Annotated in this window: 13 protein-coding genes; 4 read left to right on the top strand and 9 right to left on the bottom strand. The window is 66.0% G+C overall.

Annotated elements, in window-relative coordinates:
- Positions 1 to 6 precede the first annotated feature (6 nt).
- From nqrF to QAT43_RS01865, 4 genes are all read left to right on the top strand, one after another.
- Entirely contained in the window at positions 7 to 1,233 is a 1,227-nt protein-coding gene (gene nqrF, locus QAT43_RS01850) for an NADH:ubiquinone reductase (Na(+)-transporting) subunit F (RefSeq protein ID WP_305041326.1), read from the top strand.
- A 251-nt stretch (positions 1,234 to 1,484) separates the two neighbouring features.
- On the top strand, positions 1,485 to 2,048 hold the full coding sequence (locus QAT43_RS01855) for a phosphate-starvation-inducible PsiE family protein (protein WP_305041327.1): 564 nt from the start codon (positions 1,485 to 1,487) through the stop codon (positions 2,046 to 2,048).
- Complete coding sequence (locus QAT43_RS01860; RefSeq protein ID WP_305041328.1) at positions 2,041 to 4,779, top strand: cation-transporting P-type ATPase; 2,739 nt, start codon at positions 2,041 to 2,043, stop codon at positions 4,777 to 4,779. The genes QAT43_RS01855 and QAT43_RS01860 overlap by 8 nt, the downstream gene beginning before the upstream one ends.
- Before the next feature lie 63 nt (positions 4,780 to 4,842).
- The gene (locus QAT43_RS01865) at positions 4,843 to 6,024 is read left to right on the top strand and encodes a phospholipase D-like domain-containing protein (protein WP_305041329.1); all 1,182 of its coding nucleotides are present in this window, start codon (positions 4,843 to 4,845) and stop codon (positions 6,022 to 6,024) included.
- Here the strand turns inward: QAT43_RS01865 and cobD are convergent.
- Genes cobD through QAT43_RS01910 form a run of 9 tightly spaced genes read right to left on the bottom strand, consistent with a single transcriptional unit; the run spans position 6,021 to position 16,121 of the window.
- Positions 6,021 to 7,103: a threonine-phosphate decarboxylase CobD gene (gene cobD, locus QAT43_RS01870; protein ID WP_305041330.1), complete on the bottom strand. Its 1,083-nt coding sequence runs from the start codon at positions 7,101 to 7,103 to the stop codon at positions 6,021 to 6,023. The genes QAT43_RS01865 and cobD overlap by 4 nt on opposite strands.
- Before the next feature lie 15 nt (positions 7,104 to 7,118).
- Entirely contained in the window at positions 7,119 to 8,057 is a 939-nt protein-coding gene (gene cbiB, locus QAT43_RS01875; RefSeq protein WP_305041331.1) for an adenosylcobinamide-phosphate synthase CbiB, read from the bottom strand.
- On the bottom strand, positions 8,042 to 10,372 hold the full coding sequence (locus QAT43_RS01880; protein WP_305041332.1) for a cobyric acid synthase: 2,331 nt from the start codon (positions 10,370 to 10,372) through the stop codon (positions 8,042 to 8,044). The genes cbiB and QAT43_RS01880 overlap by 16 nt, the downstream gene beginning before the upstream one ends.
- On the bottom strand, positions 10,372 to 11,415 hold the full coding sequence (locus QAT43_RS01885; protein ID WP_305041333.1) for a cobalt-precorrin 5A hydrolase: 1,044 nt from the start codon (positions 11,413 to 11,415) through the stop codon (positions 10,372 to 10,374). The genes QAT43_RS01880 and QAT43_RS01885 overlap by 1 nt, the downstream gene beginning before the upstream one ends.
- A 49-nt stretch (positions 11,416 to 11,464) precedes the next feature.
- Positions 11,465 to 12,235: a precorrin-4 C(11)-methyltransferase gene (gene cobM, locus QAT43_RS01890; RefSeq protein WP_442900180.1), complete on the bottom strand. Its 771-nt coding sequence runs from the start codon at positions 12,233 to 12,235 to the stop codon at positions 11,465 to 11,467.
- Positions 12,236 to 12,249: 14 nt separating this feature from the next.
- A complete protein-coding gene (cobI, locus tag QAT43_RS01895) occupies positions 12,250 to 12,957 on the bottom strand; it encodes a precorrin-2 C(20)-methyltransferase (RefSeq protein WP_305041335.1) in 708 nt (235 codons plus the stop codon).
- Positions 12,954 to 14,168 (bottom strand): precorrin-6y C5,15-methyltransferase (decarboxylating) subunit CbiE, encoded by a 1,215-nt coding sequence (gene cbiE / locus QAT43_RS01900; RefSeq protein WP_305041336.1) that lies wholly within the window; start codon positions 14,166 to 14,168, stop codon positions 12,954 to 12,956. Before cbiE ends, cobI begins: the two co-directional genes overlap by 4 nt.
- Positions 14,165 to 15,274 carry a cobalt-precorrin-5B (C(1))-methyltransferase CbiD gene (cbiD, locus tag QAT43_RS01905; RefSeq protein WP_305041337.1) on the bottom strand — a complete coding sequence of 370 codons (1,110 nt, stop codon included), beginning with the start codon at positions 15,272 to 15,274 and terminating at the stop codon, positions 14,165 to 14,167. Before cbiD ends, cbiE begins: the two co-directional genes overlap by 4 nt.
- Positions 15,267 to 16,121: an energy-coupling factor ABC transporter ATP-binding protein gene (locus QAT43_RS01910; RefSeq protein WP_305041338.1), complete on the bottom strand. Its 855-nt coding sequence runs from the start codon at positions 16,119 to 16,121 to the stop codon at positions 15,267 to 15,269. Before QAT43_RS01910 ends, cbiD begins: the two co-directional genes overlap by 8 nt.
- Between the last annotated feature and the right edge of the window lie 34 nt (positions 16,122 to 16,155).

Genomic DNA, 16,155 nt, shown 5'->3' on the forward strand with positions numbered 1-16,155 from the left:
TTGCCCATGATCGAAGTCATTCTCGGCGTCTCGCTCTTCACCGCCATCATCCTGCTGCTGGTGGCGCTCATCATGACGGCGCGCTTTTTCCTGGTGCCGCGCGGCAAGGTGCGGATTCTCATCAATGATGAGGAGGACAAGGCCCTCAGGGTCAACCCCGGCGGCAAGCTGTTGCAGACCCTGGGCGGCCAGGGCATCTACATCCCTTCGGCCTGCGGCGGCGGCGGTTCCTGCGGTCAATGCATCGTCAAGGTCAAGGAAGGCGGCGGGGCGATCCTGCCCACGGAAACCGGTCACATCAACCGGCGCGAGGAGCGCGAGGGGCTCAGGCTCTCCTGTCAGGTCAGCGTCAAGCAGGATCTCAAGATCGAGCTGCCGCCGGAAATTTTCGCCATCCGCAAGTGGCGCTGCACCGTCAAGTCCAACCGCAATGTCGCCAGCTTCATTAAGGAACTGGTGCTGGAACTGCCCCAGGGCGAGGAGGTGGATTTTCGCGCCGGCGGCTATATCCAGATCGAGGCGCCGCCCCACGAGATCGACTATCGCGATTTCGACATCGACGAGCGCTTCCGCGCCGACTGGGATCGCTTCAACATCTGGCAGTATCGTTCGGTGGTGAAAAATCCCGTGGAGCGCGCCTATTCCATGGCCAACTATCCGGGGGAACCGGGGGTGATCATGCTCAACGTGCGCGTCGCCACCCCGCCGCCCCATCATCCCGAGGTGCCGCCGGGCAAGATGTCGTCCTACATCTTCAGCCTCAAGCCCGGCGACGCAGTGACCATCAGCGGTCCTTTCGGCGATTTCCACGCCCGCGACACCGAGGCCGAGATGATCTTCCTCGGCGGCGGCGCCGGCATGGCGCCCCTGCGCTCCATCATTTTCGACCAGCTGTTAAGGGTCAAAACCAAGCGCAAGATGTCGTTCTGGTACGGGGCGCGCAGCCTCAAGGAACTCTTCTACGACGAGGATTTCAAGAAACTCGCCGCCGAACACGACAACTTCACCTGGCATGTGGCGCTCTCCGAACCCCTGCCCGAGGATAACTGGCAAGGCCCCAAGGGCTTCATTCACCAGGTGCTCCACGACAGCTACCTCAAGGATCATCCCGCGCCCGAGGATTGCGAGTACTATCTGTGCGGTCCGCCCATGCTGCTGGTGGCGGCGCGTGAGATGTTCGAGAATCTGGGCGTCGAGCCCGAGAGTATCTTTTACGACGATTTCGGAATGTAGATCGCTCTCCCGCATCCGGGAAAGTTTTTTCGCCGCCAGGATCTCGACCACAGGGAGATGTTCGTCACATGAGGGTTTTTCTTGCAGTCTTATTTGTATTCTTGATGGCCTTTGCCTGCCTCGCCATGGGGCTTTTTTTTCGGCGCCCCCCCATGCGCCGCAGGTGTTCGGCCTCGGGCGATGACTGCCGGTGCGATGCACAAAAGCAGCTCGCCGACTGCGACTGCCATTGACCGGGAGCGAAACGACTTATGGATGAATTTTACAATCCCAAGGAACCCCTGGTGCAGCATTTGCGCGCGATCATCCGCTGGGCCGTGCGTGTTCTGGCCGTGCTGATGACCGCCGTTATTATCTGGGGTGTGGTCGATGTGTGCTGGGTGCTGTACAAGAAACTCACCCAGCCGCCCTTCATGATGCTCACCATCAGCGATATTCTGGCCACTTTCGGAGCCTTCATGGCGGTGCTCATCGCCATCGAAATCTTCGTCAACATCATCATTTACCTGCGCGACGACGTGATCCACGTCAAGATCGTCCTGGCCACCGCGCTGATGGCCATCGCCCGTAAGGTCATCATTCTCGACTTCGAGGTCATCGCGCCTGAATATGTCTGGGCGACGGCGGGGGTGACCCTGGCCATGGCGATTGCCTACTGGCTGGTGGTTTCCCACGGTGAGCCGCAGACCTTCAGCGAGGGCCGCTTGAAATGGCGCTCCGTGCTGAAGAACGGCCGATCCGTCGTGGAAGCGGAGACGCCGGGGGAGAGGACGGTGGCCCAAGGGTCTGTCGCGCGGGGAGGCGAGCATGAGTGATGTGGGAAAAGGCGCGGACAAGGGTTATCCTGGTGCCATCTGGCACGCCCTGACCATCGAGGAGGTGATGAATCGCCTCGGTGGCTCGGAAGAGGGCCTGAGCGGCGCCGAGGTCGAGGAGCGCCTGCGCCGTTATGGAGCCAACCAATTGCCGCCGCCGCGCCAGCGCAGTGCCTGGGCGCGCTTTTTCATGCAGTTTCACAACCTGCTGATCTATGTGCTTCTGGGGGCGGCGGCCGTCACCGCCCTGCTGGCCGACTGGCTCGATGCCGGCGTGATACTGGGCGTGGTGGTGATCAATGCCCTGATCGGTTTTATCCAGGAGGGCAAGGCGGAAAAAGCCGTCGATGCCATTCGCGGCATCCTGACTCACGAAGCCATGGTCTTGCGCGACGGGCACCGGGTCGCCGTCAAGGCCGAGGATCTGGTGCCCGGCGACATCGTGTTTCTACAATCGGGCGATAAGGTGCCCGCCGACCTGCGGCTCATCAAGGTCAAGGATCTGCGCATCGAGGAGGCGGCCCTGACGGGGGAATCGGTGCCCTCGGAAAAGACGACGGCGGCCGTCGCGCCGGACGCCGCCCTCGGCGATCGCGCGAGCATGGCCTTCTCCGGCACGCTAGTGAGCTACGGCCAGGGCACGGGCGTGGTGACGGCCACCGGCGAAGCCACCGAACTCGGCAAGGTCAGCGCCCTGCTGGCGCGGGTGGAGAGTTTGACGACGCGCCTGACCCGGCGCATTGGCGAATTCAGCAAGTGGCTGACCGCCGTCATTCTGGCTCTGACCCTGGGCACCCTGGGATTCGGCCTGCTGATTCGCGACTATTCCTTCGTCGAACTCTTTTTCGCCGCCGTCGCCCTGGCCGTCGCGGCCATTCCCGAGGGCTTGCCGGCCATCATCACCATTACCCTGGCGTTGGGCGTGCAACGCATGGCGCGGCGCAACGCCATCATCCGCCGCCTGCCCGCCGTGGAAACCCTGGGTTCGGTGACGGTGATCTGCTCGGATAAAACCGGGACCCTCACCCGCAATGAAATGACCGTGACCACCCTGGTGACGGCCGAGGGATTCTATCGGATCGAGGGCGTGGGCTATGATCCCCACGGCGGTTTTTCCCGCGACGGACGGGAGGTGGCGCCCGATGAGGATGCGCTGCTGCTCGAAACGGCACGCGGCGCGCTGCTCTGTAACGATGGAGCCTTGCGGCAGCGTTCCGGAAGCTGGCAGGTCCAGGGCGATCCCACCGATGGCGCGCTGCTGGCCCTGGCGATGAAGGCCGGGCTTAACGAGGATTTCTGCCGGCAGGAGTACCCGCGCGTCGACACCATTCCCTTTGAATCCGAGCACAAATTCATGGCAACCCTGCACCATGACCATGCGGGCCATGGCTTCATCTACCTCAAGGGCGCTCCGGAGCGCGTGCTGGAAATCTGCTCCCGGCAGCGTTTCGAGGGGCAGGACCAGCCCTTGAATCCAGGGTTCTGGCAGGAAAAAATCGAGGAAATCGCGCGCCTGGGGCAACGCACCCTGGCGTTGGCGAGCAAGCCGGTCGGCGACAAGCGCGAACTGGGTTTTTCCGATGTGGCGGGAGAGATGACGTTGCTCGGTCTGTTCGGCCTCATCGACCCGCCTCGGGAAGAAGCGGTGCAGGCGGTCAGGCAATGCCACAACGCGGGCATCCGGGTGAAGATGATCACCGGGGATCATGCCCTGACCGCCTCCGCCATCGGCGAGCAGATCGGCTTGAAGTCCCAGCGCGCCGCGGTGACGGGCAAGCAACTCGAAGAGATGGATGAGGATCAATTGCAGGTCGTCGCACGCAAGGCGGATATCTTCGCGCGGGTCAGCCCGGAACACAAGCTGCGCCTGGTCAGCGCCCTGCAGGAGGGCGGGGAGGTGGTCGCCATGACCGGCGACGGGGTCAACGATGCGCCGGCCCTCAAGCGCGCCGATGTCGGCGTGGCCATGGGTCTCAAGGGAACCGAAGCCGCCAAGGAGGCTGCGGAGGTCGTCCTGGCGGATGACAATTTCGCTTCCATTGCCCATGCCGTCGAGGAAGGCCGTACCATCTACGACAACATCAAGAAGACCCTCGGCTTCATTCTGCCCACCAACGGCGCGCAGGCGGGCATCATCATCGCCTCGGTCATGATGGGTATCGAGTTGCCCATCACGCCCTTGCAGATTCTGTGGGTCAACATGGTGACCGCGGTGACCCTCGGCTTGTCCCTGGCCTTTGAAAAGCCCGAGGGCGACGTCATGTGTCGCGTGCCGCGTTCCCCCGACGAGCCCCTGATCGGGGCCTTCCTGGGGTGGCGCATCGTCTTTATCTCGGCGGTCATGGTCATGGGCACCCTGGGACTTTTCCTGTGGGATCGCTTCCACGGGGAAACCCTTGAGGTGGCGCGCACCACCGCGGTCAACACCCTGATCTTTTATCAGATCTTCTACCTGTTCAATATTCGCTATCTGCACCAATCGGTGCTGAGCCGCGAGGGCCTGCTGGGAAACCGGGTCATCCTCGGCGCGGTGGGGATCATCGTCGTTCTGCAGCTGTTTTTTACCTACCTGCCCTCGTTCCAGGCCCTGTTCGGCACGGCGGGACTGCCTCTCGGGGACTGGCTGCGTCTCCTGATCCTCACGGCATCGATCTTCATCCTGGTGGAAGCGGAGAAGAAGATCCTGAAGCGGATGAGAAAAGAGGAGGCGATCCGCGAGTGTCTGAAGTAGGGAGACTTTCGGGGCGCGCGCCCCGAGGGACGCCTCGACTGGCGGGACGGCTGAGGAGGGCGGATGCATCGGGAGAAGAAGGGCAAATATCGCTTCACCTGGCGCGCGGGGAACCAGTTTCGTCTGTTGGTGAACGGCAACGAGTTCTATCCCGCCATGCTGGAAGCCATTTCCGGGGCGCGCCGCTACATTTTCCTGGAAATGTACCTGGTCGATTCGGGGAAAACCGCCGATCGCTTCATTGCCGCTCTGGGGGAGGCGGCGGCGCGGGGGGTGGAGGTATGGGTTCTGCTCGATGATCTGGGGGCGTTCTGGCTGCGGCGCCCCGACCGTCAGCGGCTGGCCGCCACGGGTATCCGGCTGGCCTATTTCAATCCGTTGCGCTGGCGTGGATTCGTGCGCCTGCTGATCCGCGACCACCGCAAGCTGCTGGTGGTGGACGGCGAGGTGGCCTTTACCGGCGGGGCCGGCATTAGCGACGATTTCGATCCGCAATTGTCGCCCGAGCGCTGGTGGCATGAAACCATGCTCGAAATCCGCGGGGCCTGCGTCGCCGACTGGCAGGCTCTGTTTTGCGATACCTGGCGGCGCGTCGTGGACGATCCTCCAGCTTTGCACCTGGAGACGCCGCCGCTGCTTGCGCCCGGCAGTCCCGGGCGTGTCGCCATTCACGGCCGGGCCATGAGCCGTTCGGAAATCCTGCGCTCCTTTGTCATGCAGGTGCGCCAAGCCCGCTATCGGGTGTGGCTGGCCACCGCCTATTTCCTGCCGCCTCTCAAACTGCGGCGCGCTCTCCAGCAGGCGGCACGGCGCGGCATCGACGTGCGCCTGCTGCTGCCCGGCCCCTTGAGCGATCACCCCAGCATCCGCCACCTGGGGCGGCGCTACTACGAACCGCTGCTGCGCAACGGCGTGCGGATTTTCGAGTACCAGCCGCGCTTTCAGCACGCCAAGTTCGTGCTGTGCGACGGCTGGGCGAGCCTGGGCTCGAGCAACCTCGACCGCTGGAATCATCGCTGGAATCTGGAGGCCAATCAGGAACTTGCCGACGGACTGATTGCCGAGCAGCTGCACGTGCTGTTTGAAAATGCCCTGGCGGTGAGCGCGGAAATCAGCTACGAGGAATGGCGGCGGCGCCCCTGGTACCGGCGTTGGCTGGAGGGGCTGCTGGCCAGGATCGAAGCGCCGGCCATGCGGCTGAGCGACTGGAAAAGACGCGGCGCCGGTCCGCGCGGTACCCTCTAGATGTCGGACTTTTGCAGAATGAGCCGCAACGCCGCCAGCAGCCGACGGTTCTCGTCGGGCAGGCGCACCGCCGCGCGCACATAGCGTTGATCCAGCCCCGGAAAATTGCTGCAATCGCGCAGCAGGATGCCCTTTTCGCGCAGACCCGCGCTCACCTGCGTGGCACTCGGCGCGCCTTCCCCAAGACGGGCCAGCAGGTAGTTGGCCGAGCTCGAAAACACCCTTAGCCCCAGTTCCTCCAAGCCCCGCTGCAATTGCTCGCGCCACTGGGGGATGAGCTCCCAGGTCTGGCGGCGAAACGCCTCTTCCGCCAGGCAGGCATGGGCCGCGGCCAGTGCCGGCGTCGAGAGCGTCCAGGGCTCGCGGGCCTGGGCCAGGCGCGCGACGGTTCGCGGGGGACCGGCCAGGTAGCCGGCGCGCAGGCCGGGGATGGCGTAGAACTTGGTCAGGGAGCGCAGCACGAACAGGTTGCGCTCCTTGCCCAGGTACGGCAGCAGGGAATGCTCCGGACAGAAATCGACAAAGGCCTCGTCGATCAGCACCAGGGCCTGCTCCCGAACGCGGGCGGCCAAGTCCAGCAACGCCTCGGGCGGGGTGGCGCGACCCGTCGGATTGGCCGGGTTGGCGATGAGGATCAGATCCGTGTCCGGTTCGAGGCGGTTGAGTAGGCGCTGGGGATCGAAACTGAAGCCGTCGGCCGGGGAGAGGGGCAGAAATTCAACGGCGCAGCCGACCTGGCTCAGGCTGCGCTCGTATTCGCTGAAGCAGGGCGCCACCAGCAGGGCACGCCGGGGACGCAGCACGCGCGGCAAGAGGTAGATGAGCTCCGTGGAGCCGCTGCCCGGCAGGAAATGCTCCGCCGGCAAGCGGTGATGGGCGGCCAGGGCCTCGCGCAGGGACCCGCCGTCGATTTCGGGATAGTGCTGGATGCGTGCCAGGGACGCGCGGATGGCGGCCAGGACGCCTTGCGGCACCCCGTGGGGATTGATGCTCGCGGAGAAATCAAGGATGGCCTCGGGCGACAGGCCCAGTTCGCGGGCTGTTTGCAGGACGTTGCCGCCGTGCTCGGGGGATTTCATGACCTGCCCCGTTCCTCAGAAAATCAGTCCGAGCACGGCCAAGCCGAGCCCCAGGGCCAGAATGGCGGTCAGGTACATGAGGCGCACCATGCGGTAGTAGCTGGCCAGGGTTACGGGCTGCTCGGCGTCGCCGAGGGTCACTTTTTCCACCCGCTCACCGAAATACACCGCCGGCCCGCCGAGCTGGATGCCCAGGGCCCCGGCGGCGGCCGCCTCGGGCCAGCCGGCGTTGGGGCTGCGGTGCTTGCGCGCGTCGCGCAGGGTGATGCGCAGGGCGTTGAAGCCGTTGAGGCCCAAGGGAAAGGCCGCCACGATCATCAGAAAGGCGGTGAGGCGCGCCGGAATCCAGTTGGCCAGATCGTCCATCCTGGCCGCCGCCCAGCCCAGTTCCCGGTAGCGGTCGGTGAGGTAGCCGACCATGCTGTCGAGGGTGTTGACCGCCTTGTAGAGGATGGCGAGCAGCGGCCCGCCGATGAACAGGTAGAAGAGGGGCGCCACCAGGCCGTCGGAGGTGTTTTCCGCCACGGTTTCGATGCAGGCCTTGAGAATCCCTTGCTCGTCGAGGGTACGGGTTTCGCGGCCGACGATGAGGGACAGGGCGCGGCGTGCCTCGGACAGGTTGCCCTTTTCCACCCAGCGCACCACCTCGCGACTTTCCTTGTGCAGGGAGCGCAGCGCCAGGGTGGTGAAGGCGATCCACACCCCGAGGGCAAAGCCCAGGAAAGGATGGATGCCCCTGAACAGGGCGAGCAGACCCCAGGTGACCAGGCCGGTGATGAGCAGGGTGAGAATCACCAGGATGATGCCCGCGCGGCGCCGGTTGCGCAGCACGGCGAGGGCGATTTCGAGTTTTTCGATGAGCCGCCCGATGCCCACCACCGGATGGGGAATGCGGCGCGGTTCGGCGAGGAGCAGGTCGAGGGCAAAGGCGCAGAGGATCAGCCAGCCAAGCATGAGGAGGTCTCCCGAAGGTCAAGATGCAGCAGGGCGCCGAGGCGGTCCAGATCCAGATGGGCGGCGAGGTGATTGGCCAGTCGGTCGAGTTCGGCATCTAGGTCGTGGCTGTCCGCGTCTGGCGCGGCCAGCCCGCGTGCCTGGCGCAAGGGGGCGAGCAGGGCACGGCGCGCCACGGCATTGTCGAAAAGGCCGTGCAGATAAGTGCCCCACACCCGGCCATCCGCGCTCAGGGCGCCGTCCTCCAGTTCCCGATCCTCGCCCTGGCGTCTGAGCCTCAGCAGTGGCGCCGCCTGGGCGCCGCGAACGGTTTCGCCCAGGTGGATTTCATAGCCGCCGAGCACTGCCTCGGGTGCGAAGCCGAGGGCGGTCGCGGCGGGCAGGGGCAGGGCGCTGACCAAATGGGTCTGTTTGGCGCTGCGTAGGGTGGTGAAAATGTCAAGCAGGCCCAGTCCCGCCATCTCGCCCTGGGCGGATTCCATGCCGGAGGGATCGCTGATCCCCTGGCCGAGCATCTGGAAGCCGCCGCAGATGCCGATCACCCGTCCACCCGCCCGATAATGGGCAAGAATCGCAGTCGCCAGCCCCCGCTCCCGCAGCCAGGCGAGATCCTCCAGGGTATTCTTGCTGCCGGGCAGGATCAGCAGGTCGCAGTCGGCCAGTTCCTCCGCGCTGCTCGCATAGAGCAGATCCACGTCGGCCTCGCGCTCCAGGGCGTCGAAATCCGTGTAGTTGGACAGGCGCGGCAGGCGGATGACGGCGATGCGCAGGGGGCGTCCGCCCTGGGCCTTTTTGCGCGCCAGGGCCACGGAGTCCTCTTCCGGCAGGCGCAGATCGATCCAGGGCACCACGCCCAGCACCGGGACGCCGGTGCGCTCCTCGATTTCGGCGATGCCCGGGGCGAGCAGGCTCGCGTCACCGCGAAAACGGTTGATGATCACCCCGGCGATCTGGGCGCGCTCCTCGGGACGCAGCAGTTCCAGGGTGCCGAGGATGGCGGCGAACACCCCGCCGCGGTCGATGTCGGCCACCAGCAGCACCGGCGCCTGAGCCAGCGCCGCGGCCTTGAGATTGGTGATGTCGTGCTCGCGCAGGTTGATCTCGGCGATGCTGCCCGCCCCCTCCATGACGATCAGCTCATGGGCGGCGGCCAGCCGCGCGAAGGATTCCCGCACCCGGGCGAAGGCCTCGGGTTTGAAGGCGTGGTAGTCGCGTACGCTCATGTTGGCCAGCACCCGACCCTGGACGATAACCTGGGAGCCGGTTTCCGAATTGGGCTTGAGCAGGATGGGGTTCATGTCCGTGTGCGGCGCAAGACCACAGGCCGCCGCCTGCAGGGCCTGGGCGCGGCCGATTTCACCGCCCTCGGGCGTGACCGCCGAGTTGAGGGCCATGTTCTGCGCCTTGAAGGGCGCCACCGAAAAGCCCCGGCGCCGGAACAGGCGGCACAGTCCGGCGGCGATCACGCTCTTGCCCACGTCCGAGCCGGTCCCGCCGACAAACAACGCCTGGGCCGGCGGTTGCCCCGCCTCGGTTGCCGCCGCCCGAGTCTGGCAGTGTCGCTGCCCGATGCCGGCTTCTTGGTAACGGTTTGCATAGCCTCGGGGCGTGATCATGCGCCCCGCGCCGTCGACGAAGGTGCTGCTGTTGCCGACGATCACCAGGGTGCTCATGTCCACTGCGCTGTCGTCGAATGAGCCCAGTTCCGCGACCCAGGCCTGCTGCTGGGCGCGCCCGGCATGACGCACCAGACCGACCGGCGTTTCCGGGTGGCGATGGCGCAGCAGAATGCGCCGCGCGTCGTCGAGTTGGGTGGCGCGGCCGTGGCTGCGTGGGTTATAGAGGGCGACGACGAAATCGGCGCGGCCCGCCGCGTCAAGGCGGCGGCGGATGAGCTCCCAGGGGGTGAGCAGGTCGGAGAGGGAAATGACGGCGAAATCATGCATGAGGGGCGCGCCGAGGGCCGCGGCGGCGGCCTGCACCGCCGACACGCCGGGGATGATCTGGATCTCGGTGTCGCTGCCCTGGGCCGTCTCCAGCACCAACCCGGCCATGCCGTAGATACCGGCGTCGCCCGAGGATATCAGGGCAACGACCTCGCCCCGCACGGCCTCGGCCAGGGCTTGCCGAGCGCGCTCCACCTCCTGGCGCATGCCCGAGACCAGAAGTTTTTTTCCTTCGAGCAGCGGCATCACCAGATCCATGTAGGTCTGATAGCCGACCACCACCTGCGCCTCTTCCAGCGCGGCGCGCGCCGCCGGGGTCAGGTGCTCCGGGCCGCCGGGACCCAGGCCGATGACGAAGAGCTTGCCCATCAGGCCAACTCCGCCACGGCCAGGGTGAGGTTGCCGCGCTTCTTTTTCTTGATCAGCAGCGTGCGTGCGCCGCTCGCCACCAGGGCCGCCGGCTCGCAGACGCCCTTGGCGCCGACGGCTTCCAGGGCGTGGGGTGAAGGGGGCGAGGGCGCCTCGACGGCATTGAGCTGCCGGGCGGAAAATAGCCGCAGGGGCACGCCCAGCTTCTCGGCAAAGGCGAGCAGGCCGGCTTCATCGCCCTTGTCTTCGATGGTGGCAAGCGCGGCGATGCTGGCCGGCGCAAGAAAGGCAGCGGCGAACTCGGCGAGCACCGCCGCCTCGATCTCGGCGGCACTGGTGTCGCGATTGCAGCCGATGCCCACCACCAGATCCTTGGGGCGCAGCAGCAACAGATTGTCCGGCGCGCCCACCCGGCCCAGAACACGGTGGGTGACGAACACCTGTCCGGCAAACTGGCTTTGCATGGCTTCGGCGAAATTGGCGACGGGGGTCACGCCGCTGTGGGGCAGAAAGTAGTGGCTGACGCGCCGGCGACGATCCACCAGGGCGATGTTCGCGCGCTCCAAAAGCAGGCGGTTGAGACGGCGGATGTTGCTCAGGGGTTCGATAGTCAGCTGTTCGCGGCGGGCAATGTCGTCCCAGGCCATGAGTCCGTTGACGTCCGTGGCGGTGGTGATGACCGCCTGGGCGCCCACCGCCGCGGCGGTCTGCCGGGCCAGGTCGTTAGCGCCGCCGAGATGGCCGGAGAGCAGGCTCACGGCGAAGTGTCCGGCCTCGTCCATGACCACAACCGCCGGGTCTTCCGCCTTGTTTTTCAAATGCGGCGCGAGCAGGCGCACGACGATGCCGGCGGCCATGATGCACACCAGGCCGCGCGCCTGAGCGAAAAGCTCGGGCAGCAACTCGGCGAGGGGCTGATGAAATACCTGGTCGCCGGCCTCCGCCAGGCGCGCCGGGGCGAACACCGCGCTGTGCGGCAGTTCACGGCTCAAACGACGGGCGAGGGCCGCGCCGCCGGGGGTAATGGCGATGATGGCGATCATGGTTAAAGGCTGTCCTTGGTCATTTGTCCTTGGCCCTTGGTAGAAAACCTTAGCCCCTAAATCCATGGACGAAGTTGCGGTCGTAGAGTTTGGATTTTTCGCCGACGCCCTGGCGGCGGGCGTTGAGGACGTCGCCAACGAGGATGATGGCCTGACGGCTGATGCCTGCCTGTTTGACTTTATCCGCGATGTCGCCCAGGGTGCCCTCGATGCGCCGTTCGTCGGGCCAGCTCGCCTTGCTCACCACCGCCACCGGGGTGGTGGGGAGGTAGGCGCCGCCGGCGAGCAGTTCGGCGACGACTTCCTCCATCATGCCCACGGACAGGTAGAGACACAGGGTTGCGCCCAAGGCGGCAATGCGTTGGAGCTGTTCCCGCTCGGGCACCGGGGTGCGTCCCTCGCGGCGGCTGATGACCACCGTCTGGGAGACTTCCGGCAGAGTCAACTCCTGGCCGAGGGCGGCGGCGGCAGCGCAGGCGGCGGTCACGCCGGGAATCACTTCGGCGCCGATGCCCAGGGCGGCCAGGGCCTCGATCTGCTCCTGAATGGCGCCGTAGATGCTGGGATCGCCGGTGTGCAGGCGCACCACGCTTTTGCCTTCCGCCACGGCCGCGGCCATGCAGGAAACAATCTCCTCCAGAGCCAGGGGCGCACTGTCCACCGCCCGGGCCTCCGGCTTGAGTTCCGCCAGCAGCGCGCGATTCACCAGGGAGCCGGCATAGACGACCAGATCGGCCTGGCGCAGGCTTCTGAGGCCCTTGAGGGTGATCAGTTCCGGGTCGCCGGGTCCGGCGCCGACGAAGAGGACTTTTGGCACGATGTTCTCCAGGCGGGTTATTTTCGCACGATGATCAGTGACAGGTAATCCAGATCCTCGGCGGTGACGCGGGTAAGGTCGGTGAACAGGCGCTCCTCGGCCAGGCCCACGCGCTTGAGGTAAACGGCCTGCCGCAACAGATCCATGTCCTGCAACAACGCGCATATCTTGTCGAACACCCGATGCACCTTCATGAGCACCAGGGTGTCGAAATCCTCCAGGGCGCGCCGCAGCTTGTCGCCCTCGAAGGTGGCAGGCAGCACCGCCAGGCGTTCGTCGGCGAGGGCCAGGGGCAGGCCGGCGCGGGCGGCGGCGGCGTTGATGGAGGAGACGCCGGAGACGAAGTCCACGGCGATCTCGGGGGCCTGGTCGCGCAGTTCGCGCGCCAGGTAGAGGGCCGTGCTGTAGAGCAGGGGGTCGCCGAGGGTGATGAACACCACTTTTTTCCCGGCGCGCACCAAGGCCGCCGCCTGGCGCGCCGCGTCGCGCCAGAAACCCTCCATCTCCGCCGGGTTCTTGGACATGGGATAGACCTGGCGGATCACCTGCTGCCGGTCGCGGTCGACCAGTCCGGCGATGATGCCCTCGGCGATGCTCGCGTCCGAGCGGTCGCCCAGGGGGGCGAGGACCACGTCGGCGGCGCCGATGAGGCGCGCCGCCTTGAGGGTTACCAGTTCGGGATCGCCGGGGCCGACGCCGACGATGGCCAGGGGAAAAATCTTCATCCCTTGGCGGCCGTGATGATGAACACCGGGTTGTTGGCCTCGAACATCTTGTAGTCGGTGAGGGGCCGGGTGCGCGAAATGTTGACCACGGTCACCTCGACGTCATAGCCGGCGTTGTCGAAGAATTCCGTGGCGCCGGTGAGGGTGTCGAGGGTGATGGCGTTGAGCACGATGCGTCCCCCGGCGCTCAGGCGGCCGTCGACGCTGTGCAGGATGTCCCAGAGATTGCCGCCGGAGCCGCCGATGAACACGCGATCGGGGTCGGGCAGGGCCTCCAGGCAGGCGGGCGCCTCGCCTTCCACCAGGGAGACGTTGCGCGTGTTGAACTTGCGCAGATTGTCGCGGATGAACTGCAGGCACTGGGCATTGCGCTCGACGGCGAAGATGCGCCCGTTGGGCAGCAGGTGATCGGCTTCGATGCTCACCGAGCCCGAGCCGGCGCCGATGTCCCACAACGTCATGTCGTGGCGCAACTGCAGCTTGGCCAGGGTGATAACGCGCACCTCCTCCTTGGTGATGAGCTTCTTGACGGCGGCGAAGGCCTCGTCGGGAATGCCCAGGGTGGGAACGTAGGCGTCGCCGTCCGCGTCGTATTCCTTGATGAGGATGAGCACGTTGAGGGGCGCCGCCTCGATCTCCAGCAGGCCCTTGACGTCGGTGGCGAGGATGCGCTCGCGCGGCGTGCCCAGTTCCTCGCACAGGTAGGCGGCATAGCCCTCGCGCCCGCGCGCCGCCAATTCCTCGGCGATGGCGCGGGGCGTGTTGACCTCGTCGGTGAGAATCGCCGCCTTGTCGTTGGCGACGATGCGGTCCACGGCCTTTTTCAGGCCGCGGCCGTGGGCGCTGATGAACACCGCGTCGTCCCAGGGTTCCTTGATCTTGGCGAAGGCGTACTGGGCGGAACTGACGTTGGGGACGAATTCCAGCTCCGCGCCGGGCAGGTTGCGCAGCAGATAGCGGCCGATGCTGAAGAACAGCGGGTCGCCGGAGGTCAGCACCACCGCCTTGTCCTGGATGCCGTTGAGCAGCTCGACGATCTCGGCGAGATTGTTGGTGACGGCCACCTTGCGACCGGGATGCTCGGGAAACAGGGCCAGCTGCCGCTCGCCGCCGATCAGCACCTGGGCCTGGGCGATCAGTTCCAGGGCGCGGCGGCCGAAGCCTTCCTGTCCCTCGACGCCCGCGCCGATGACGTAAATTTTCTTGCTCATGGAACCGTTCCTTCCGTAAAGAGCCCTGGGGGGCCGAAGCGGCGCACCGCGTTTCCATCGTAACCGACCAGCAGGATGCCCCGCTCCGCGCCGGGGGCGCGCCGGCCGATCCAGATCAGGGCGCGCCGGGCCACCTCGTCGACGAGAGGATGGTGCGGCCCCAGTTCGGCCAGCACCTCCCGCGCGGTGTTGGCAAACTCTATCTTTTTAATCAGGGATCCGTCAAGGCCGAGGGTTGCCGCCCAACCGGCCAGTTCGAGGAGGTCGAGACGCGCGCTGCGCACATGGGTGTGCCCATGGCCGCAGGCGATCTTGACCAGCTTGGCGAACTGGGCGGCGAGGATCAGGTCCGCGATGCCCTTGCGGTGGCAGGCGGTCAGGCAGTACTCGGTGAAATCGCCCATCATGATGAAGGCTTCCTCGCGCAGGCCAAGGACGTTCCGGGCGGCCAATTCGCTGCTGCGCCCGGTGGAGAGCACCACCCGGCGGCAACCGGCGGCGCGCGCCACGTCGAGGGCGACATCGAGGGTGTCGGTCCAGGCCTGGTGGGAGATGGGTCGCACCACCCCGCTGGTGCCGAGAATGGACAGTCCGCCGAGGATGCCGAGGCGCGCATTGAGGGTTTGCGCCGCGCGCCGCGCGCCGTCGGGGATGCTCACAACGACCTGGGGCCTCAGCGACGGGGACCGGGGCGGCAGCACCTCCAGCACCGCCTGCGCGATCATGCGGCGCGGCACGGGGTTGATGGCCCACTCACCCACGGGCAGTGCCAGCCCCGGCTTGGTGACGCGCCCGATGCCGGTCCCGCCGACAATCAGGATATCCTCTTCACCGCGCCCGAGACGGACCTCGGCATGGAGCTCGACGCCGTGGGTCACATCGGGATCATCGCCCGCATCCTTGACCACGAAGCAGCTGGCGCTTTGGCCATCGAAGCGCTGGCCGTGCAGGGCAAAGGTCGCGGTAAAGCCGGCGGGCAGGGCGATGTCGACCTCGTCCACCCGCCGCTGGTCGCGCAGCATCAGCGCCGCGCCGCGCGCCGCCGCGGCCGCGCAGGCGCCGGTGGTGAAGCCGCTGCGCAGGGTGCGGCCCCGTTTTTTAGACACGTTCGATGACATCCTGCACCGAAAGCAGCCGCAGAATCTCGCGCCGCGCCTCGCCCACGGTGAGGGGAATGTGGTGCAGCTTGACGTGGTCGCGGGTCTTGAGAATGTTCATCAGCTCGGCGATGAGGGGCAGGTGCAGCTTGGCCTTCTCGATGGCCTCGGCATCGCCGAACACCTCGCCGGGGGTGCCGAAGCGCAGGACGCGGCCCTTGCTCAGAATGGCGATCTTGCTCATGAACAGGGGCACCAGATCGACCACATGGGTGGCCATGATCATGGTCACGCCCTGTTTCTTGTTGAGATCCTCCAGCAGGTGCATGAGGGAATGCACCCCCATGGGATCGAGGCCCGCCGTCGGTTCGTCGAGGATGATCACCTGGGGCGCCATGGCGAGGATGCCGGCGACGCAGATGCGTTTTTTCTGACCGTGGGAGAGGGCATGGATCGACTTGCGCGCGAAGTCCTCCATGCCCACCCGGTGCAGGGCCTCGTGCACCCGTTCCTTGACCTGCTGGGGCGCGAGGCCCATGTTGGTCGGGCCGAAAGCGACGTCTTCCTCGACGGTGGAGGCGAACAACTGGTCGTTGGGATCCTGGAAGACGATGCCGATGCGGCTGAACACCTCGCGATCGGCGACGCTCTCGATGGGCTTGCCGGTGAACAGCACCCGGCCGAGGGTGGGACGCAGCAGGCCGTTGAGGTGCTTGATCAGGGTGGTCTTGCCGCTGCCGTTGGAGCCGAGCACGGCGAGAAACTCGCCCGGCTCGATTTCCAGGTCGATGCCGTTGAGGGCGGGGGTGCCGTCCTCGTAGGTATGGTGCAGATTCTCGATTTTGAGCAGGGGCATGGGAAAAACCGTTGTTTGTCCTTGGTCATTTGTC

It is taken from the genome of Geoalkalibacter sp., assembly GCF_030604225.1.
GTDB lineage: Bacteria > Desulfobacterota > Desulfuromonadia > Desulfuromonadales > Geoalkalibacteraceae > Geoalkalibacter.

Excerpts from the sequence above, each read along its gene's own strand:
- nqrF (WP_305041326.1), top strand. The coding sequence starts at position 7 with ATGATCGAAGTCATTCTCGGCGTCTCGCTCTTCACCGCCATCATCCTG.
- QAT43_RS01855 (WP_305041327.1), top strand. The coding sequence starts at position 1,485 with ATGGATGAATTTTACAATCCCAAGGAACCCCTGGTGCAGCATTTGCGC.
- QAT43_RS01860 (WP_305041328.1), top strand. The coding sequence starts at position 2,041 with ATGAGTGATGTGGGAAAAGGCGCGGACAAGGGTTATCCTGGTGCCATC.
- QAT43_RS01865 (WP_305041329.1), top strand. The coding sequence starts at position 4,843 with ATGCATCGGGAGAAGAAGGGCAAATATCGCTTCACCTGGCGCGCGGGG.
- cobD (WP_305041330.1), bottom strand. The coding sequence starts at position 7,103 with ATGAAATCCCCCGAGCACGGCGGCAACGTCCTGCAAACAGCCCGCGAA.
- cbiB (WP_305041331.1), bottom strand. The coding sequence starts at position 8,057 with ATGCTTGGCTGGCTGATCCTCTGCGCCTTTGCCCTCGACCTGCTCCTC.
- QAT43_RS01880 (WP_305041332.1), bottom strand. The coding sequence starts at position 10,372 with ATGGGCAAGCTCTTCGTCATCGGCCTGGGTCCCGGCGGCCCGGAGCAC.
- QAT43_RS01885 (WP_305041333.1), bottom strand. The coding sequence starts at position 11,415 with ATGATCGCCATCATCGCCATTACCCCCGGCGGCGCGGCCCTCGCCCGT.
- cobI (WP_305041335.1), bottom strand. The coding sequence starts at position 12,957 with ATGAAGATTTTTCCCCTGGCCATCGTCGGCGTCGGCCCCGGCGATCCC.
- cbiE (WP_305041336.1), bottom strand. The coding sequence starts at position 14,168 with ATGAGCAAGAAAATTTACGTCATCGGCGCGGGCGTCGAGGGACAGGAA.
- QAT43_RS01910 (WP_305041338.1), bottom strand. The coding sequence starts at position 16,121 with ATGCCCCTGCTCAAAATCGAGAATCTGCACCATACCTACGAGGACGGC.